Genomic DNA, 22,544 nt, shown 5'->3' on the forward strand with positions numbered 1-22,544 from the left:
ATGAAGCATGACCACGACCCGGTCGTCCCGGAGCCGGTCGACGCGGGCGGGCCGGCGATCGCCGTGATCGGCATGTCCTGCCGCCTACCCCTGGCCCCGGACCCGTCGGCGTTCTGGCGGCTGCTGCGCGACGGGCGCAGCGCCATCGGCGAGACACCGGCGGACCGCTGGGACGACCCGGGCGCGGTCCGGCACGGCGGCTTCCTGGAGCGGGTGGACGAGTTCGACGCCGACTTCTTCGGCATCTCGCCCCGCGAGGCCAGCGCCATGGACCCGCAGCAGCGCCTCGTGCTGGAGCTGGCCTGGGAGGCGCTGGAGGACACCGGCATCGTGCCGGGCACCCTGCGCGGCAGCCGGACAGGCGTCTTCGTGGGCGCGATCTGGGACGACTACGCCACCCTGCTGTCCCGGCAGGGCACGGAGGTGATCGGCCAGCACAGCGTCACGGGCACGCACCGCAGCATCATCGCCAACCGGGTCTCGTACACTCTCGGGCTGCACGGGCCGAGCCTCACCATCGACGCGGCCCAGTCGTCCTCCCTGGTCGCCGTGCACATGGCCAGCGCCAGCCTGCGCAGCGGCGAGTCCTCGCTGGCTCTGGCCGGCGGCGCGAACCTGATGATCGTTCCGGAGAGCACCATCCGGTCGGCGCGGTTCGGCGGCCTCTCCCCCGACGGCCGGTGCTTCACCTTCGACGCCCGGGCCAACGGCTACGTGCGGGGCGAGGGCGGCGCGGTGGTCGTGCTGAAGCGGCTCGCCGACGCGCTGGCCGACGGCGACCCGATCTACTGCGTGATCCGCGGCAGCGCCGTCAACAACGACGGCGCCACCGAGGGGCTCACGGTGCCCAGCGTGGACGCCCAGCGACGGGTGCTCGGCGACGCGTACGCGAACGCGGGCGTCGACCCGGCCACGGTGCAGTACGTCGAGCTGCACGGCACCGGCACCCCGGTCGGCGACCCGATCGAGGCGGCGGCGTTGGGCGCCGCGCTCGGGTCGGGGCGTACCGGGACACCGCTGGCCGTCGGCTCGGCCAAGACGAACGTCGGCCACCTGGAGGGCGCGGCCGGGGTGGTCGGCCTGATCAAGGCGGCGCTGAGCATCCGGCACCGGCAGCTGCCACCGAGCCTCAACTTCGCCACCCCGAACCCGGACATCCCCCTGGACGAGCTGCGCCTGCGGGTGCAGACCGAGCTGGGCGACTGGCCCCACCCGGCGGCGCCGCTGGTCGCCGGGGTCAGCTCCTTCGGCATGGGCGGCACCAACTGCCACGTGGTGCTGACCGAGCCGCCCGCGTCCCGGGGCCGGGCCGCCGGTCCGGACCGGGCGCGGCGGGGCACGGCCGGGCGCCGGGGAAAGCGCGGGCGCACGCCGGCGCTCGCCGCGAACGCGTACGTGCTCTCCGCGCGGGACGACGGCGCGCTGGGCGGGCAGGCCCGGCGGCTGCTCGACCGGCTGGCCGACGGCACCGGGGACGCGCCGCGCGACGTGGCGTACTCGCTGGTCACCACCCGGGCCGCGTTCCCGCACCGGGCCGTGGTGGTGGCCGACGACGGTGACCCGGAGACGCTGCGGGCCGGGCTGGCCGCGCTGGCCGACGGCGAGCCCACCGCGAGCGTCGTACGGGGCACGGCCACCGACCCCGGCCGGGTCGCCTTCCTCTTCTCCGGGCAGGGCAGCCAGCGGGTGCGGATGGGCCAGGAGCTGCGGGCCGCCGTCCCGGCCTTCGCCCGGGCCCTGGACGAGGTCCTCGCCGAGCTGGACCCGCACCTGCCCCGGCCGCTGGGCGAGCTGCTCGCCGCGCCGGAGGGCTCCGCCGACGCCGCGTTGCTCGACCGGACCGGTTTCACCCAGCCGGCGCTCTTCGCCGTCGAGGTGGCGCTGTACCGGCTGGCCGAACAGTCGGGGCTCACCCCGGACCTGCTGCTCGGCCACTCCGTCGGCGAGCTGGCCGCCGCGCACGTGGCGGGCGTCCTGTCGCTGCCGGACGCCTGCGCGCTGGTGGCCGCGCGCGGCAGCCTCATGCAGGCGCTCACCGAGCGCGGCGCCATGGTGGCGGTGCAGGCCACCGAGGACGAGGTCCGGGCGAGCCTGCCCGCCGGCGGGCGGGTCGACGTGGCCGCCCTCAACGGTCCCACCTCGACGGTGGTGGCCGGCGACGAGGACGCCGTCCTCGCCCTCGCCGGGCAGTGGCGCGACCGTGGCCGGCGGACCAAGCGGCTGCGGGTCAGCCACGCGTTCCACTCGCCCCACATGGACGCCATGCTCGACGACTTCCGCGCCGTGGCGGAACGGCTCAGCTTCGCCCCGCCCACCATCCCGATCGTGTCCAACCTGACCGGCGCCGTGGCGGAGCCGGCTGAGCTCACCGACCCGGACTACTGGGTGCGGCACGTCCGCCGGGCGGTCCGCTTCGTCGACGGCGTACGCACCCTGCACGAACAGGGCGTGCGGACCTTCGTCGAGGTGGGCCCGGACGGGGTGCTGTCCGGCCTGGGCCGGGACTGCCTGCCCGAGGGCGGGGGCACCTTCCTGCCCCTGCTCCGGCCCCGGCTGCCGGAGACCCGCTCCGTCCTGCTGGCCCTGGCCGCCGCGTACGTGGGGGGCGTACCGGTCGACTGGCCGGCGGTGCTGGCCTGGCCGGGCGGTCCGGCGCCGCGCCGGGTGCCGCTGCCCACCTACGCGTTCCAGCGCCGCCGGTACTGGCTGGACGGGGTGGCCACCCGGGCCCGGACCGAGCCGGCCGCCACGCCGGCCGCGGTGGCACCCGCGCCGGCCGCGCCGTCCGGGGGCGCGCCGGGGAACCCGCTGGCCGACCGGCTCGCCGGGCTCGCCGAGGCGGACCGGCAGCGCGTGCTGCTCGACCTGGTCCGCACCCACGTCGCGATCGTCCTCGGGCACGTCACCGCCCAGACGGTCGCGGACGGCCGCACCTTCAAGGAGTTGGGCTTCGACTCGCTGCTCTCGGTGGAGCTGCGGGACCGGCTGGCCGCCGCCGCCGGCCTGAGCCTGCCGGTGGGGCTGCTCTACGACCACCCGACCCCGGAGGCGCTCGCGGCGCACCTGCGTACCCGGCTCGTCGGCGCCGTGCCGGCCGGCGCGATCGACGCCCCGGCCACGGTGACCGACGAACCCGTCGCGATCGTCTCCATGGCGTGTCGCTACCCGGGCGGAGCCGAGTCGCCGACCGAGCTGTGGCGGCTGCTCACCGAGGAGGTCGACGCGATCTCCGGCTTCCCCACCGACCGGGGCTGGAACCTGGACGCGCTCTACGACCCGAGCGCCGAGCGCGGCGGCACCAGCTACGTCCGCGAGGGCGGCTTCCTCTACGGCGCCGGCGACTTCGACCCGGGCTTCTTCGGGATCAGCCCGCGTGAGGCGGCGGCGATGGACCCGCAGCAGCGGCTGCTGCTGGAGACCGCCTGGGAGACCCTGGAACGCGCCGGCATCGACCCGACCGGGCTGCGCGGCTCCCGCGCGGGCGTCTTCGTCGGTGCGACGTTCCTCGACTACGGGCCCCGGCTGCACCAGGCGCCGGAGGGCTACGAGGGCTTCCTGCTGACCGGCAGCACCACCAGCGTCGCCTCGGGCCGGCTGGCGTACACGATGGGCTTCGAGGGCCCGGCGGTGACCGTGGACACCGCCTGCTCCTCCTCCCTGGTGGCGATCCACCTCGCCGCCCAGGCGCTGCGGCAGGGCGAGTGCACCATGGCGCTGGCCGGCGGCGTCACCGTGATGGCCTCGCCGGGCATGTTCGTCGAGTTCAGCCGGCAGCGCGGGCTGGCACCGGACGCGCGGTGCAAGCCGTTCGCCGAGGCCGCCGACGGCACCGCGTGGGGCGAGGGCGTCGGCCTGGTCCTGCTGGAGCGGCTGTCGGACGCGCACCGCAACGGCCACCAGGTGCTCGCCGTGATCCGCGGCTCGGCGGTGAACCAGGACGGCGCCAGCAACGGCCTCACCGCCCCGAACGGGCCGTCCCAGGAGCGGCTCATCCGGCAGGCGCTCGCCGCGTCCGGCCTCGGCGGTGCGGACGTCGACGCGGTCGAGGCGCACGGCACCGGCACCCGGCTGGGCGACCCGATCGAGGCGCAGGCGCTGCTGGCCACGTACGGGCAGGACCGGCCCGCGGACCGGCCGCTGTGGCTGGGGTCGGTCAAGTCGAACCTCGGTCACACCCAGGCCGCCGCGGGCGTCGCCGGGGTGATCAAGATGGTCCAGGCGATGCGCCACGGCCTGCTGCCGCGCACCCTGCACGTCGACGCGCCCAGCTCGCACGTGGACTGGTCGGCCGGCGCGGTGGCCCTGCTGACCGAGCCGACCCCCTGGCCCGAGCGGGACCGGCCGCGCCGGGCCGGGGTCTCCTCGTTCGGCATCAGCGGCACCAACGCGCACCTGATCCTGGAACAGTCCCCGGTCGCCGATCCGGCCGGCGAGGATCCGGCCCCGGACGAGCCGGCCGGCCAGGACGAGCAGGCCGGCAGCGCCGACGCGCAGCCCGCCGTGCCGCTGCCGTGGCTGCTGTCGGCGAAGACCCCGGCGGCGCTGCGCGCGCAGGCGGCCAACCTCGCCGGGTACGCGCAGGAACGCCCGGACCTGGACCACGACCGGGTGGCGGCGACCCTGATCGGCAGCCGCGCGACCTTCCACCACCGGGCCGCCGTGCTGCCCGACGACGACCCGGTCGAGGCGCTGCGGGCCCTCGCCGAGGACCGGCCGCACCCGACCCTGCTCCAGCACACCGCCTCCCACAGCGGCCGGACGGTGTTCGTGTTCCCCGGGCAGGGCGGGCAATGGCTCGGCATGGGCCGCGAACTCGCCACCCACAGCGACGTGTTCGCCGCCCACCTCGACGCCTGCGCGGAGGCGCTACGGCCCTACGTCGACTGGGACCTGCGTGAGGTGCTGCACGACGACAACCCCGACTGGCTCACCCGCGTGGACGTGGTGCAACCCGTTCTGTTCGCCGTCATGACCGGCCTGGCCGCCGTGTGGCGGCACCACGGCATCACCCCCGACGCCGTCATCGGCCACTCCCAAGGCGAAATCGCCGCCGCCCACACCGCCGGCGCCCTCACCCTCGACGACGCCGCCAAGGTCGTCGCGCTGCGCGCTCAAGCCCTGCGGGCGCTCATCGGCCACGGTGACATGGCCTCCCTCGCCCTACCCGCCGACCAGGTCACCGACCTCCTCGCCGCGCTCGACGTCGCCGAGCCGGCCCCGGCTGACGGCGACCGTGGCACCGCCCGGGCATTCATCGCCACGGTCAACGGCCCGAACGCGACGGTGATCGCGGGCGCCCCCGACGCCGTCGCCGCCGCCGTGGCCCACTGCACGGAGCGGGACATCCCGGCCCGCGTCCTGCCCGTCGGCTACGCCTCCCACACCCCCCACGTGGAGGCGTTGCGCGAGGAGATCCTTGCCGCCCTCGACGGCATCGCCCCCACCCCCACCGACGTCGCCTTCTACTCGACCTACACCGGCGAACGGATCGACACCGCACAGCTCACCGCCGACTACTGGTACGACAACCTGCGCCACCCCGTCCAGTTCCAGACCGCCACCGAAGCACTCCTGCGGGACGGCCACAGCACCTTCATCGAGGTCAGCCCCCACCCCGTCCTCATCCAACCCATCGAGGAGACGGCCGACGGGCAGGACATCGTCGCCCTGCCCACCCTGCGCCGCGACACCACCGGCCAGCTCACCACCGCCCTGGCCACCGCGCACACCCACGGCCTGCCCGTCGACTGGCGGCCGCTGCTGCCGGCGGCGCCGCCGGTCGAGCTGCCCACCTACCCCTTCGAGCACCAGCGGTTCTGGTTGCAGGCCGGCACCCGGGGCGGGGAACCCGCCGAGCTGGGCCTCAGCGGCGCGGACCACCCGCTGCTCGGCGCGACCGTCGAACTCGCCGACGGGGAGGGCTACCTGCTCACCGGCTGGCTGTCCCTGCACGCCCACCCCTGGCTGGCCGACAGCGTGGTCGCGGCGGGCACCGTGGTACCGGCCGCCACCTTCGTCGAGCTGAGCCTGCACGCCGGCAGCCACGTCGGGTACGCCCGCCTCGACGAGCTGACCGTCGAGACGCCGCTCACCTTCCCCGAGCACGGGGCCGTGCACATCCAGATCGAGGTCGGCGAGGACGACGAGTCCGGCCGGCGGCCGATCACCATCCACTCCCGTACCGGCATCAGCCCCGGCACCGAGTGGACCCACCACGCCACCGGCCGGCTCAGCGCCGGCGCGGCGCCGGGCACCGGCCCCGACGCCGGGCGGGCGACCTGGCCGCCCGCCGACGCCAAGCCGCTCGACGCCGACCGGCTCTACCCCGACCTCGCGCGGGCCGGCCGGGAGTACGGCCCGGCGTTCCGGGCGGTCCGGGCGGTCTGGCGCGCCGGTGACACCACGTACGCCGAGCTCCACCTGCCCGAGGAGGTGGACGCCGGCGGCTACGGCATCCACCCCGCGCTGCTCGACGCCGCCCTGCACGCCCTGGCCGTCGACGGTGACCCCGCGCTGCCGCAACTCCCGCGCGCCTGGACCGGGGTCACCCTGCACGCGGTGGACGCCCGCGCCCTACGGGTGCGGATCGCCCGCACCGGCCCGGACACCGTCACCCTGTCGGCCGCCGACCCGGCCGGCGCCCCCGTGGTGACCGTCGACGCGCTGACCCTGGCCCCCGTCACGGCCGGAGCCGGCGCCGGCTCCGCCCGGGACTCGCTGCACCAGGTCGAGTGGCGGCCGGTGAACGCCGCACCGGCCCGCCGGCCCTGGCCGGTGACCGACCTGACCGGCCTCGACACGCTGCTCGCCGGGGAGGAGCCCCCGCCCGAGGTGGTCGTCGTCGAGGTGACCGCACCGACGGACGACGTGGCCGCGGCGACCCACGAGCTGGCCGGCCGGGTGGCCGCCGCGCTGCGCGACTGGCTGACCGACGAGCGGCTGCACGGCAGCCGGCTGGTGGTGCTGACCCGCGGGGCCGTCGCCGCCCGGGCCGACGACGACGTCACGGACCTGCCCGCCGCCGCCCTGTGGGGGCTCGTCCGCTCGGCCCAGTCCGAACACCCGGACCGGGTGACCGTCATCGACGCGGACGAGGCCGACCCGCGGCTCGTCGCCGCGGCCGTCGCCACCGGCGAACCCCAGCTCGCCCTCCGGGCCGGCACCCTGCTCGCGCCGCGGCTCACCCGTCTCCGGACGCCGTCCGAGCCCACCGCCTCGCCGCTGGACCCGTCGGGCACCGTCCTGGTCACCGGCGGCACCGGCACGCTCGGCGCGCTGCTCGCCGAGCACCTGGTCCGCACCGGCCAGGCCCGGCACCTGCTGCTGGCCGGCCGCCGCGGCCCGGCCGCACCGGAGGCACCGGCGCTGACCGCCCGGCTGGAGGCACTCGGCGCGACCGTGCGCGTCGTCGCCTCCGACACCGCGGACCCGGACGCGGTCCGCGCCCTGGTCAACGGCGTACCGTCCGCCCACCCGCTCACCGCTGTCTTCCACACCGCCGGCGTGCTGCACGACGCCACGCTGCACACCCTGACCGCGGAACAGTTGCACACCGTGCTGCGGCCCAAGGTGGACGCCGCCTGGCACCTGCACCGGGCCACCGCCCACCTGCCCCTGGCCGCGTTCGTGCTCTATTCCTCGGCCGCCGGCATCCTGGGCAGCCCCGGTCAGGGCAACTACGCCGCCGCCAACACCTTCCTCGACGCGCTCGCCCAGCACCGGCACGCGCACGGCCTGCCCGCCACCAGCCTCGCCTGGGGCTACTGGGCGCAGGCCAGCGGCATGACCGGGCACCTCGACGAGGCCGACCAGGCCCGGATGGCCCGCGCCGGGCTGCGCCCACTGCCCACCGACGACGCGCTGGCCCTGCTCGACGTCGCGGTCGCCGGAGACCGGCCCGCCCTCGTGCCGCTGGCCCTGGACCTGGCGGTGCTGCGCGGCAACACCGGCGGCGCCGGCGTACCTGCGGTGCTGCGCGGGCTGGTCCGCACGCCGACCCGCCGCGCGGCGGCCGCGGCGGTGGTCGCCGGCTCGGACCTGGCGCAGCAGGTCGCCGGCCTGGCGGGCGCCGACCGGGACCGGATGCTGCTCGACCTGGTCCGCGCGCAGGTGGCGGTCGTTCTCGGGCACCGCAGCCCGGAGGCGGTCGAGCCGCACCGGACCTTCAAGGACCTCGGCTTCGACTCGCTCACGGCGGTCGAGCTGCGCAACCGGCTCAACGCGGCCACCGGGCTGCGGCTGCCCGCCACCGTCGTCTTCGACCATCCGAACCCGCAGTCCGTCGTGGACCGGTTGCGCACCGAACTGCTCGGCGCCCCGGTGAGCACCGGGCCGGCGCCCCGCCCCCGGGCCTCGGCCGCCGACGACCCCATCGCCATCGTCGGCATGGCCTGCCGCTATCCGGGCGACGCCCGGACCCCGGAGGACCTGTGGCGGCTCGTGCTCGACGGGGCCGACGCCACCAGCGACTTCCCGGTCAACCGGGGCTGGGACCTGGAGGCGCTCTACCACCCGAGCCCCGACGAGCCCGGCCGCACGTACGCCCGGCGGGGCGGTTTCCTGCACGACGCCGACGCCTTCGACGCGCAGTTCTTCGGGATCAGCCCGCGGGAGGCCCTGGCGACCGACCCGCAGCAGCGGATCCTCCTCGAAACCGCCTGGGAGGCCCTGGAGCGCGCCGGCATCGACCCGACCACCCTGAAGACCACCCCGACCGGCGTCTTCACCGGCGTGATCTCCCAGGAGTACGCGCCCCGCGCCGGGCAGCGCCACCACGAGGTCGAGGGCTTCCTGCTCGCCGGCAACACGACAAGCGTGGCATCCGGGCGGCTGGCGTACACCCTCGGTCTGGAGGGGCCGGCCATCACCATCGACACCGGCTGCTCGTCGTCGCTGGTGGCCACCCACCTGGCCGTGCAGGCGCTGCGCAACGGCGAGTGCACCCTGGCGCTGGCCGGCGGCGTGACCGTCATGGCCTCGCCGAGCATCTTCGTGGAGTTCAGCCGCCAGCGGGGGCTCTCGCCCGACGGGCGCTGCCGGTCGTTCGGCGACGGCGCGGACGGCACCGGCTGGGGCGAGGGCTCGGGGCTGCTCGTGCTGGAACGGCTCTCGGACGCCCGTCGCAACGGCCACCAGGTGCTCGCCGTCATCCGTGGCTCCGCGGTCAACCAGGACGGCGCCAGCAACGGACTCACCGCCCCCAACGGACCCTCGCAGCAGCGGGTCATCCAGCAGGCCCTGGCCAACGCCGGCCTCACCCCCACCGACGTCGACGCCGTCGAAGCCCACGGCACCGGCACCACCCTCGGCGACCCCATCGAAGCCCAGGCGTTGCTGGCGACCTACGGCGTGGACCGTGACGAGCCGCTCTGGCTGGGGTCGATCAAGTCCAACATCGGCCACACCCAGGCCGCCGCCGGCGTCGCCGGGATCATCAAAATGGTCCAGGCCATCCGCCACGGGACGCTGCCGAAGACCCTGCACGTCGACACGCCCTCGTCCCACGTGGACTGGGACACCGGGGCCGTCGCTTTGCTCACCGAGAACACCGCGTGGCCCAACCATGACCGGCCCCGCCGCGCCGCCGTCTCCTCCTTCGGCATCAGCGGCACCAACGCCCACCTCATCATCGAACAGGCCCCACCGACCGCGGCCCCGCCGGCCGCCACCCCGGAGCCGCCGGTCGCCCAGGTCGCGCTGCCCTGGCTGCTGTCGGCGAAGACGCCCGCCGCGCTGCGTGCCCAGGCCGCGCAACTGGTGGTGCACGTCGAGGAGGAGCCGGGGTGCGCCCCGGCCGGGGTCGGCTACGCGCTGGCCACCACCCGGGCGACGTTCGAGCACCGGGCGGCCGTCCTCGCCGGTGGCGACGTGCTGCCCGGCCTGCGGGCCCTGGCCGCCGGGGAGCCACACCCCACCGTGGTGCGGGACACGGCCGTGCCGGTCGGCGCGGTGGCGTTCCTGCTCACCGGCCAGGGCGCCCAGTACCCCGGGATGGGCGCGGAGCTGGCCGAGCGGTTCGGAGTCTTCGCCGCCGCCCTGGACGAGGTGTGCGCCGCCGTCGATCCGCACCTGGAACACCCGCTGCGCGAGGTGATGTCCGGCCGGCACACCGACCTGCTCGGGCAGACCCGCTACACCCAGCCGGCGCTGTTCGCCTTCGAGACCGCCATGTTCCGGCTGCTGGGCAGCTTCGGCATCGCCCCCGACCACCTGATCGGCCACTCGATCGGCGAGCTGACCGCCGCCCACCTCGCCGGGGTGCTCACCCTGGCCGACGCGGCCGCCCTGATCACCACGAGGGCCGCGCTCATGAACGCCATGCCGCCGGGCGCCATGCTCAGCGTGGCGGCCACCCTCGACGAGGTCACCCCGCTGCTCGCCGGGCACCCGGGGGTCGGCCTCGCCGCGCACAACAGCCCCGGCTCGCTGGTGCTCGCCGGCGACCGCGCGGAGATCGACGCGCTCGCCGCGGCCCTGCGCGAACAGGGCCACGACGGGCGGCGGCTGCACGTGGCGCACGCGTTCCACTCCGCGCACACCGACGGCATCCTGGACGAGTTCCGGCAGGCCGCCGCGGCGGTCACCTTCCACCCGGCCCGGATCCCGATCGTCTCCAACCTCACCGGCGCGCTCGCCACCGACGAGGAGCTGGCCGACCCCGACTACTGGGCCCGACACATCCGGCACGCCGTCCGCTACGCCGACGGGACCCGGCGGCTGCACGAGCTGGGCGTCACCCACTTCGTCGAACTAGGCCCCGACGGCACGCTCACCACGCTGACCCACGAGACGCTGCCCGGGCACGCCCGCGCCACCGCCACCCAGCGACGCGGGCAGCAGCCGACCGACACGCTGCTCGCCGCCCTGGCCGCACTGCACGCCGGCGGCCTGCCCGTGGACTGGTCGCCGCTGCACCCGGTGCCCGCCCCCGCACCGGTGCCGCTGCCCACCTACCCCTTCCAGCACCAGCGCTTCTGGCTCCACGCCGGCAACGGCGCCGACGTGAGCGCCGCCGGGTTGCACGCCAGCGGCCACCCGGTGCTCGCCGCCGCCACCCGGCTGGCGCACCACGACAGCTACCTGTTCACCGGCCGCCTCGCCACCGGCACCCACCCGTGGCTGGCCGACCAGACCGTCGACGGCCACGTGCTGCTGCCCTCGGCGGCCCTGGTCGAGCTGGCCCTGCAGGCCGGCGAACAGGTCGGCCTGCCGTACCTGGCGGAACTCGACGTGCGGGCGCCGCTGGCGCTGGCCGCCGGCGCCTCCGTCCACCTCCAGGTGGAGGTCGGCGGGGCCGGGCCGGACGGGCACCGGCCGGTGGCCGTGCACTCCCGGCCGTCGGAGGGCGCGGACGACGACTGGGCCGCCGACCGGTGGACCGAGCTGGCCGCCGGGCGCCTCACCGCCGCGCCGGCCGGCGGTCCGGAGCCGGAGCCGGCCGCGTGGCCGCCGCCCGGAGCGGTGCCGCTGGACACCACGACCTGCTACACCGGCCTCGCCGACACCGGCCTGGCCTGCGGGCCCGCGTACCAGACCCTCACCGCCGCCTGGCGCTCCGGCCACGACCTCTACGCCGAGGTCCGGCTCCCCGACGACGTCGACCCCACCGGGTACGGCATCCACCCTGCCCTGCTCGACGCGACGCTGCACGTGGTCGCCCTCGCCGACCCGGCGCCGGCCGCCCGGACGGCGTCGGCCTGGCGGGGCGTCGCACTGCCCGCCGGCGGCGCCACCGACCTGCGGGTACGCCTGACGCCGAGCGACGCGGGGACGTACCGCCTCGACGCGGCCGACCCGGCCGGCGGGCCCGTGGTGACCGTCGACGCGCTCACCCTCACCCCGGTCGAGCGCGGCACGCCGGCGCCGGCCCGCGCCGACGACGCGCTGTACCAGGTCGACTGGGTGGCGGTGCCGACCGCCGCGGCGCACACCGACCCCTGGCCGGTCAGCACCCTCGACGGGGCCGTCGAGCTGCTCGGGACGGCCGCCGCCGTACCCGACGTGCTGGTGGTCGCACCGGCCGCGCCGGAACCCGGCGTCGCGGGCGCGCACGCCCTGGTGGAGCGCACGGCGGCGCTGCTCACCGCCTGGCTCGGCGACGAGCGGACCGGGTCGTCCCGGCTCGTGGTGCTGACCCGCCGGGCGATCGGCACCCGCCCGGACGAGGACGTCCAGGACCTCGCCGCCGCCCCGCTCTGGGGTCTGCTCCGGTCGGCGCAGTCCGAACACCCGGACCGGATCGTGGTCGTCGACCACGACGGCGCCCCGGGCAGCCTCGACCTGCTGCCGGCCGCCGTGGCCGGCGGGGAGCCCCAGCTCGCCCTCCGCGACGGCGCGGCGCTCGCCCCGCGGCTGGCCCGCGCCGCGACGCCGGCCGCCGGTCCGGCCGCGGTGGACCCGGACGGCACGGTGCTGATCACCGGTGGCACCGGCACCCTCGGCGCGCTGCTCGCCGAACACCTGGCTAACACCGGCCGGGCCCGGCACCTGCTGCTGGTCAGCCGACGCGGCGCCGACGCACCGGGAGCGGCCGACCTGGTCGACCGGCTCACCGAACTGGGCGCCACCACCACCGTGGTCGCCTGCGACACCGCCGACCCCGACGCCGTCGCCGACCTCATCGCCGGCATCCCCACCGCCCACCCGCTCACCGCCGTGTTCCACACCGCCGGCGTGGTCGACGACGCCGCGGTGCACACCCTCACCCCCGAACAGATCCACACCGTGCTGCGCCCCAAGGTCGACGCCGGCTGGCACCTGCACGCGGCCACCGCCCACCTGCCGCTGGCCGCGTTCGTGCTCTACTCCTCGGTGGCCGGCACGCTCGGCACCGGCGGGCAGGGCAACTACGCCGCCGCGAACACCTACCTCGACGCGCTGGCCCACCACCGGCGGGCGCACGGCCTGCCGGCCACTGCCCTGGCCTGGGGCTTCTGGGCGCAGACCAGCGGCATCACCGGTCACCTCGACCGGGCCGACCAGGCGCGGATCGCCCGTACCGGGCTGGTGCCGCTGGCCAGCGAGCACGCGCTCGCCCTGCTCGACGCGGCACTCGCCCAGGACCGGCCGGCCCTGGTGCCGACCACGCTGGACCTGGCCCGGCTCCGGGCCCAGGCCGCCGAGGTCGGCGTGCCGGCGATCCTGCGCGGCCTGGTGCGGAGCCCCCGGCGGCGCTCGGCCGGCGCGTCCGCCGGGCGAGCCACCTCCTCCCTGGGCCGGCAGCTCGCCGGGCTCGGCGACGCCGACCGCGCCCGGCTGCTGCTCGACCTGGTCCGCGCGCAGGTCGCCCTGGTGCTCGGGCACGCCGACGTGGACGGCATCGGCCCGGACCGCGCGTTCAAGGACCTGGGCTTCGACTCGCTCACCGCCGTCGAGCTGCGCAACCGGCTCAACGCGGCCACCGAGCTGCGGCTGCCCACCACGATCATCTTCGACCACCCGACGCCGGCCGCGCTGGCCGACCGGATCGGGGCGGAGGTCGCCGGCACCGGGCCGGCCGGGGCGGCGGCCCCGACCACGGTGACCGCGGCGGCCGACGAGCCGATCGCCATCGTCGGCATGGCCTGCCGCTACCCGGGGGCGGCGGACACCCCGGAGCAGCTGTGGCAGCTGCTGGTCGACGGGGTGGACACGGTCAGCGGCTTCCCGACCGGGCGGGGCTGGGACCTCGACGGGCTCTACGACCCCCGGCCCGACCAGCCGGGCCGCACGTACGCCCGGGAGGGCGGCTTCGTCCACGACGCGGACGCGTTCGACGCCGACTTCTTCGGCATCAGCCCCCGGGAGGCCCTGGCGACCGACCCGCAGCAGCGGATCCTCCTCGAAACCGCCTGGGAGGCCCTGGAGCGCGCCGGCATCGACCCGACCACCCTGAAGACCACCCCGACCGGCGTCTTCACCGGCGTCATCTCCCAGGAGTACGCGCCGCGTGCCGGGCAGAAGCCGCGGGAGCTGGAGGGTTTCCTGCTCGCCGGCAACGCCACGAGCGTCGCCTCCGGCCGGATCGCGTACGCGCTGGGGCTGGTCGGCCCCGCGATCACGGTGGACACGGCGTGCTCGTCGTCGCTGGTCGCGACGCACCTGGCGGTGCAGGCGCTGCGCAGCGGCGACTGCACCCTGGCGCTGGCCGGCGGCGCCACGATCATGGCCACCCCGGGCATCTTCGTCGAGTTCAGCCGGCAGCGCGGGCTGGCCCCGGACGGGCGGTGCAAGCCGTTCGCCGAGGCCGCCGACGGCACCGGTTGGGGCGAGGGCTCAGGGCTGCTCGTGCTGGAACGCCTCTCGGACGCCCGCCGCAACGGCCACCCGGTGCTTGCCGTCATCCGCGGGTCGGCCGTCAACCAGGACGGTGCCAGCAACGGACTCACCGCCCCCAACGGACCCTCCCAGCAGCGCGTGATCCAGCAGGCCCTGGCCAACGCCGGCCTCACCCCCACCGACATCGACGCCGTCGAAGCCCACGGCACCGGCACCACCCTCGGCGACCCCATCGAAGCCCAGGCCCTGCTCGCCACCTACGGCCAGCAGCGCACCGACGACCAACCCCTGTGGCTCGGGTCGATCAAATCGAACATCGGCCACACCCAGGCCGCCGCCGGCGTAGCCGGCATCATCAAGATGGTCCAGGCCATCCGCCACGGCGTCCTGCCGAAGACCCTGCACACCGACGCCCCCTCGTCGCACGTGGACTGGTCGGCCGGGGACGTCGCCCTGCTCACGGAGAACACCGCGTGGCCGGATCACGACCGGCCCCGCCGCGCCGGCGTCTCCTCCTTCGGCATCAGCGGCACCAACGCCCACCTCATCATCGAACAGGCCCCGGTCATGGCGCCCACGGTGAACGGGGAAACGACGGCCGCAGCGAACGGGGAAGCAGCGCCCGCGGTGAACGCGGGAGCGGTCGTCGGGCTGCCGTGGCTGCTGTCGGCGAAGACGCCCGCCGCGCTGCGGGACCAGGCCGCCAACCTCGCCGCCCACGTCGACCAGCACGCGGATCTGGACCGAGGCGCGGTCGCCGCCGCCCTGCTCACCACCCGCTCCGCGTTCGCGCAGCGCGCGGCGGTGCTCCCCGGCGGCGATCCGATCGAGGCGCTGCGGGCCCTCGCCGCCGACCGGCCGCACCCCGCCCTGCTCCAGCACACCGCCACCCACACCGGCCGGACCGTTTTCGTGTTCCCCGGCCAGGGCGGCCAATGGCTCGGCATGGGCCGCGAACTCGCCACCCACAGCAACGTGTTCGCCAACCACCTCGACGCCTGCGCGGAGGCGCTGCGCCCCTACGTGGACTGGGACCTGCACACCGTCCTGCACGACGACAACCCCGACTGGCTCACCCGCGTCGACGTCGTGCAACCCGTCCTGTTCGCCGTCATGACCGGCCTGGCCGCCGTGTGGCGGCACCACGGCATCACCCCCGACGCGGTGATTGGCCACTCGCAGGGCGAGATCGCCGCCGCCCACGCCGCCGGAGCCCTCTCCCTGGACGACGCCGCCAAGATCGTGGCGCTGCGCGCTCAGGCGCTGCGGGCGCTCATCGGACACGGTGACATGGCCTCCCTCGCCCTGCCCGCCGACCAGGTCACCGAACTCCTGCACACCATCACGACCGTCGGCGACGACCGCACGAAGATCGGCCGCGCCGCGCGACGCGGAAAAGCCCACCTCACCACCGTCAACGAACCCGCCGCCACCGCCGACGAACCCGCCACCACCGCCGACGGACCCGCCACCACCGCCGACGGACCCGCCGTCACCGCCGACGGACCCGACGCCACCCCTCGGGCCTACATCGCCACCGTCAACGGACCCAACGCCACCGTGATCGCCGGCGACCCCGACGCCGTCGCGGCGATCGTGGCCCACTGCACGGACCGCGACATCCCCGCCCGCATCCTGCCGGTCGGCTACGCCTCTCACACCCCCCACGTCGAAGCACTGCGCGACGAGATCCTCGCCGCCCTCGACGGCATCACCCCCACCCCCACCGACGTCGCCTTCTACTCCACGTTCACGGGCGACCGCATCGACACCGACACCCTCACCACCGACTACTGGTACGACAACCTCCGCCACCCCGTGCAGTTCCAGACCGCCACCGAAGCACTCCTGCGCGACGGCCACACCACGTTCATCGAGGTCAGCCCCCACCCCGTCCTCATCCAGCCCATCGAGGACACCGCCGACCAGCGCGACATCATTGCCCTGCCCACCCTGCGCCGCGACACCACCGGCCAACTCACCACGGCCCTGGCCACCGCGTACCTCCGGGGGCTGCCGGTCGACTGGTCGCCGCTGCTGCCCGCGGCGACCCCGCCGGTGCCGCTGCCCACGTACGCCTTCCAGCACCAGCGCTACTGGCTCACCACCCGGGACGCGCTCAGCGAGCCGGCGGACCTGGGCCTCGGCGGCGCCGACCACCCGCTGCTGGCCGCCGCGATCGAGCTGCCCGACCAGCAGGGCCATCTGTTCACCGGCCGGCTCACCACCACCAGCCAGCCGTGGATCGCCGACCACGCCGTCACCGGCACCGTCCTGCTGCCCGGCACGGCGTTCGTGGAGCTCGCCCTGCACGCCGGCCACCACACCGGACACCCGCACCTGGACGACCTCACCATCGAGGCGCCGCTGGCCCTGACCGGCACCGGGCCCGTCCAGGTCCAGGTCGAGGTGGGCGCCCCCGACGCCACCGACCACCGGCCGGTCACCATCCGCTCCCGCGCCGGGCAGGACGGCGAGTGGCTGCGGCACGCCACCGGCGCGCTGGGGGCGACGGCGGCGCCCCCAGCCGCGGACCTCAGCGCCTGGCCGCCCGCCGACGCCACCCCGGTCGACCTCGACGGGTTCTACCCCGAACTGGCCGCCACCGGCCTCGGCTACGGGCCGGCCTTCCAGGGCCTGCACCGCGCCTGGCGCGCCGGCCGGGACTTCTGGGCCGAGGTGCGGCTGCCGGACGAGATCGACCACGCCGGGTACGGCATCCACCCCGCCCTGCTCGACGCCGCCCTCCACGTGATCACCCTCGCCGCCGGCGCCGAGACCGTCCGGCTCCCCTTCGCCTGGTCGGCGGTGGGCCTGCACGCCACCGGCGCCCGGGCCCTGCGGGTACGCCTCACCGTCGACGGCCCGGACGCGGTCACCGTGACCGCCGCCGACCCGACCGGCGCGCCCGTCGCCACCATCGGCTCGCTCACCGTACGGCCGCTGCCGGCCGGTCAGCTCCCGGTCGCCACCGGTGGCGACCCCTCGTACCGGGTCGACTGGACGCCGGTGCCGGTGGGTGGCTCGGCGGAGCTGCCGTCCCCGGTCGACCCGTCCGGGCTGGCCGACCTGCTGGCCGGCGACGCGCCCGCGCCGCCGCTGGTCGTGCTCGGCGTACCGGCCTCCGGCGGCGACGTGGTGGCCGCCACCCACCGGCTGACCGAGCAGGTCGCCCGCCTCCTGCAGGACTGGCTCGCCGACGAGCGGTACGCCGCGAGCCGCCTCGTGGTGCTGACCGGCGACGCCGTCGGCACCGGCCCGGAGGAGAACGTCACCGACCTGCCGGCTGCCGCCCTGTGGGGGCTGGTGCGCTGCGCCCAGTCCGAGCACCCGGACCGGTTCGTCCTGGTCGACTCCGACGGCACCCCGGCCAGCGTGGCGGGGCTCGGCGCGGCGGTCGCGACGGGTGAGCCGCAGGTCGCCGTACGCGCCGGCCGGGTGCTGGTGCCCCGGCTGGCCCGCGCCGGGCGACCCGACCCGGACGCGCGGCGGCCGCTCGACCCCGACGGCACGGTGCTGATCACCGGCGGCACCGGCACCCTCGGCGCGCTGCTCGCCGAGCACCTGGCCCACACCGGCCGGGCCCGGCACCTGCTACTGGTCAGCCGACGCGGCGCCGACGCACCGGGAGCAACCGACCTGGTCGACCGGCTCACCCAACTGGGCGCCACCACCACCGTGGTCGCCTGCGACACCGCCAACCCCGACGCCGTCGCCGACCTCATCGCCGGCATCCCCACCGCCCACCCGCTCACCGCCGTGTTCCACACCGCCGGGGTGCTGGACGACGCCGCCGTGCACACCCTCACCCCCGAACAGATCCACGCCGTGCTGCGCCCCAAGGTCGACGCCGCCTGGCACCTGCACCGGGCCACCCTGGACCTCGACCTGGCCGCGTTCGTGCTCTACTCCTCCGCGGCGGGCGTGCTGGGCAGCGCCGGGCAGGCGAACTACGCCGCCGGCAACACCTTCCTCGACGCGCTCGCCCAGCACCGCGCCGCGTACGGGCTGGCCGGCACCTCGATCGCCTGGGGTTTCTGGGCCGAGGCCAGCGGCATGACCGGCCACCTGGACCCGGGCGAGCGGGCCCGGATGGCTCGGGACGGGGTGCTGCCGCTGGAGAGCGCGCCCGCGCTGCGGATGCTGGACGCCGCGCTCGCCGGGGACGACCCGGCGCCGGTGCCGGTGCTGCTCGACCTTGCCGCGCTGCGCCGGGCGGACACCGTCCCGACCATCCTGCGCGGCCTGGTCCGTACCGTCCCGGCGCGGCGCACCGCGGCGGGCGCGGCGGTGGACACCGGTCTCGCCGGCCGGCTCGCCGGGCTCGGCGACGGCGAACGGCAGCGGCTGCTGCTGGACCTGGTCCGCACCCAGGTGGCGGGGGTGCTCGGGCACGGCAGCCCGGAGCTGATCGAGCCGCAGCGGTCCTTCAAGGACCTGGGCTTCGACTCGCTCACCGCGGTGGAGCTGCGCAACCGGCTGAACACGGCGACCGGCCTGCGGCTGCCGGCCACGCTGGTCTTCGACCACCCGAACGCGCAGGCGCTCGCCCGGTACGTGCGCGGCCGGCTGGTGCCGGAGGACGCGGTGGCGACCGCCCGGCCGTCCGCGGTGGCGGGCGGGCCGTCGGACGAGCCGATCGCCATCGTCGGGATGGCCTGCCGCTATCCGGGCGGGGTCGACTCGCCGGAGGCGCTGTGGCGGGTGGTCGCCGAGGGCGTCGACGCGATCGGGGACTTTCCCACCGGCCGGGGCTGGGACCTGGCCGGCCTGTACCACCCGGACCCGGACCACCCGGGCACCGCGTACACCCGGCACGGCGGTTTCCTGCACGAGGCGGACGCCTTCGACGCCGACTTCTTCGGCATCAGCCCGCGCGAGGCGGCGGCCACGGATCCGCAGCAGCGGCTGCTGCTGGAGACCGCCTGGGAGGCCCTGGAGCGGGCCGGCATCAACCCGCAGGGGCTGCGTTCCAGCCTCACCGGTGTCTTCACCGGCGTCATGTACAACGACTACGCCAGCCGGTTGCAGCACCAGGTGCCCGCCGGCTACGAGGGCTACCTCGGCAACGGCAGCGCCGGCAGCGTGGCCTCGGGGCGGCTCGCGTACACCCTCGGGTTGGAGGGGCCGGCGCTGACCGTCGACACCGCCTGCTCGTCGTCGCTGGTCGCCACCCACCTGGCCATGCAGGCCCTGCGCAAGGGCGAGTGCACCCTGGCGCTGGCCGGCGGCGTGACGGTGATGGCCACCCCGACCACGTTCATCGAGTTCAGCCGGCAGCGCGGGCTGGCCCCGGACGGCCGGTGCAAGTCCTTCGCGGCGGGCGCCGACGGCACGGGCTGGGGCGAGGGCGTCGGCCTGCTGGTGCTGGAACGCCTCTCCGACGCCCGGCGCAACGGCCACCGGGTGCTCGCGGTGATCCGCGGGTCGGCGGTGAACCAGGACGGGGCCAGCAACGGCCTCACCGCGCCGAACGGGCCGTCCCAGGAACGCCTCATCCACCAGGCCCTGGCGGCGGCCGGCCTGAGCACGGCCGACGTGGACGCCGTCGAGGCGCACGGCACCGGCACCGTCCTCGGCGACCCGATCGAGGCGCAGGCGCTGCTCGCCACGTACGGGCAGGAGCGCGAGGAGCCGTTGTGGCTCGGGTCGGTCAAGTCGAACATCGGCCACACCCAGGCCGCGGCCGGCGTCGCCGGGATCATCAAGATGGTCCAGGCGCTCCGGCACGGCACGCTGCCCAGGACGCTGCACGTGGAGGAGCCCAGCCCCCACGTGGACTGGTCCGCCGGGGCGGTGGCCCTGCTGACCGAGGCCCGGCCCTGGCCGGAGCACGGCCGCCCCCGCCGGGCGGGCGTCTCCTCGTTCGGCGTCAGCGGCACGAACGCGCACGTCATCCTGGAGCAGGCCCCGGAGGCGGAGGCCGGGCCGGCGGCCGAGCCGGTGGTGGCCCTGCCGTGGCTGCTGTCGGCCAAGGCGCCGGCCGCGTTGCGGGAGCAGGCGGCCCGCCTGGCCGAGCTGGTCGACGGGCGACCCGACCTGTCCTCGGGGGCGCTGACCGCGGCGCTGGCCGCGTCCCGGGCGGCGTTCGCGCACCGCGCCGCCGTGCTGCCGACTCCGGACCCGACCGAGGCGCTGCGGGCCCTGGCCGAGGACCGGCCGCACCCGGCCCTACTCCGGCACACCGCCACCCACACCGGCCGGACCGTTTTCGTGTTCCCCGGCCAGGGTGGCCAGTGGCTGGGCATGGGCCGCGAACTGGCCGCGCAGAGCGACGTGTTCGCCGCCCACCTCGACGCCTGCGCCGATGCGCTGCGCCCCTACGTCGACTGGGACCTGCGCGAGGTGCTGCACGACGACACCCCCGACTGGCTGACCCGCGTCGACGTGGTCCAACCCGTGCTGTTCGCCGTCATGACCGGGCTCGCCGCCGTGTGGCGGCACCACGGCATCACCCCCGACGCCGTCATCGGCCACTCCCAAGGCGAGATCGCCGCCGCCTGCGCCGCCGGAGCCCTGACCCTGGACGACGCCGCCAGGATCGTGGCGCTGCGCGCCCAAGCGCTCCGCGCGCTCATCGGCCACGGTGACATGGCCTCCCTCGCCCTACCCGCCGACCAGGCCACCGAACTCCTCAACACCCTGCAGGCCAACAAGCCGACCCCGACCGACGACGGCCGACGCGCCCACGACAACGGCAACGGCGACGTCGACGGCAGCGGCGGCGGCAGCGGCAGCGGCAGCGGCAGCCGTAACGGAAACCGCAGCGGCAACGGCAGCGACAGCGGACCCGATGCCCGGGCACACCGCGCCACCGTCAACGGCCCCAACGACTCCCCCCGCGCCTACATCGCCACAGTCAACGGACCCAACGCCACCGTCATCGCCGGCGACCCCGACGCCGTCGCCGCGATCGTGGCCCACTGCAAGGACCGCGACATCCCCGCCCGGGTGCTCCCCGTCGGCTACGCCTCCCACACCCCACACGTCGAAGCACTGCGTGACGAGATCCGGGCCGCCCTGCACCGCATCACCCCCACCGCCACCGACGTCGCGTTCTACTCGACGTTCACCGGCGACCGCATCCAGGCCGACACGTTGACCGCCGACTACTGGTACGACAACCTCCGCCACCCGGTCCAATTCCAGACCGCAACGGAAGCCCTGCTGCGAGACGGCCACACCACCTTCATCGAGGTCAGCCCGCACCCGGTCCTCATCCAACCCATCGAGGACACCGCCGACCAGCGCGACATCATCGCCCTGCCCACCCTGCGCCGCGACACCACCGGCCAGCTCACCACCGCCCTGGCCACCGCACACACCCGAGGGCTGCCCGTCGACTGGTCACCCCTGCTGCCGGCGCAGGCAACCCCAATCGACCTACCCACCTACCCGTTCCAACGCCAGCGCTACTGGCTCCAGGCCCCACCCACCATCAGCGACGCCGCCGACCTCGGCCAAACCACCGCCGAACACCCCCTCCTCGCCGCCGCCATCGAACTCCCCGACCACCAGGGACACCTCTTCACCGGCCGACTCACCCTCGACCGGCAACCCTGGATCGGCGACCACACCGTCACCGACACCGTCCTGCTCCCCGGCACCGCCTACGTCGACCTCGCCCTGCACGCCGGCCACCACACCGCACACCCCCACCTCGACGACCTCACCATCGAAACCCCACTCACCCTCGACACCCACAGCGACCTGCAACTACACGTCGAAGTCGGACCCGAACAGCAGCCGGGACACCGCCCCATCACCATCCACAGCCACCAGCACGACACCTGGACCCGACACGCCACCGGCACCCTCACCAACACCGCACCAGCACCCGAACCCACCACCCACAGCGAATGGCCACCACCCGGCGCCACCCCCGTCGACCTCACCGACCTCTACGACACCCTCGCCGGCACCGGCCTCCAGTACGGCCCCGCCTTCCAGGGCGTCCACGCGGTATGGCGCGACGGCGACACCCTGTACGCCGACATCCACCTCCCCGACGACCAGGACACCACCGGCCACGGCATCCACCCCGCCCTACTCGACGCAGCCCTGCACCCCATGGCGCTCACCGCCGGCGACGACGGCGTACGCCTGCCCTTCGCCTGGAGCGGGATCACCCTGCACGCCGTCGGGGCGACCCGGCTGCGGGTGCGGGTGACCCGTACCGGCCCGGACTCGGTCGCCGTGCACACCACCGACCCGCTCGGCCAGCCGGTGGTCACCATCGGCGAGCTGACCGTCCGGCCGCTCGCCGGGAAGCAGCTCAGCGCCGGCCC

General features: G+C 75.9%; 1 protein-coding gene (cut by a window edge). It reads left to right on the forward strand.

The genetic code is table 11. The annotated features are described in order from the left end of the window. A protein-coding gene (locus ACQP12_RS21580; RefSeq protein WP_433281462.1) for an SDR family NAD(P)-dependent oxidoreductase crosses the window boundary here: on the forward strand, window positions 1-22,544 show its 5' portion. The gene runs 7,015 nt beyond the window's last position; 22,544 of the gene's 29,559 nt are visible here — the first part of the coding sequence; it begins with the start codon at window positions 1-3; its stop codon lies beyond the right edge, outside the window.

It is taken from the genome of Micromonospora sp. CA-244673, assembly GCF_050948395.1.
Lineage (GTDB): Bacteria > Actinomycetota > Actinomycetes > Mycobacteriales > Micromonosporaceae > Micromonospora.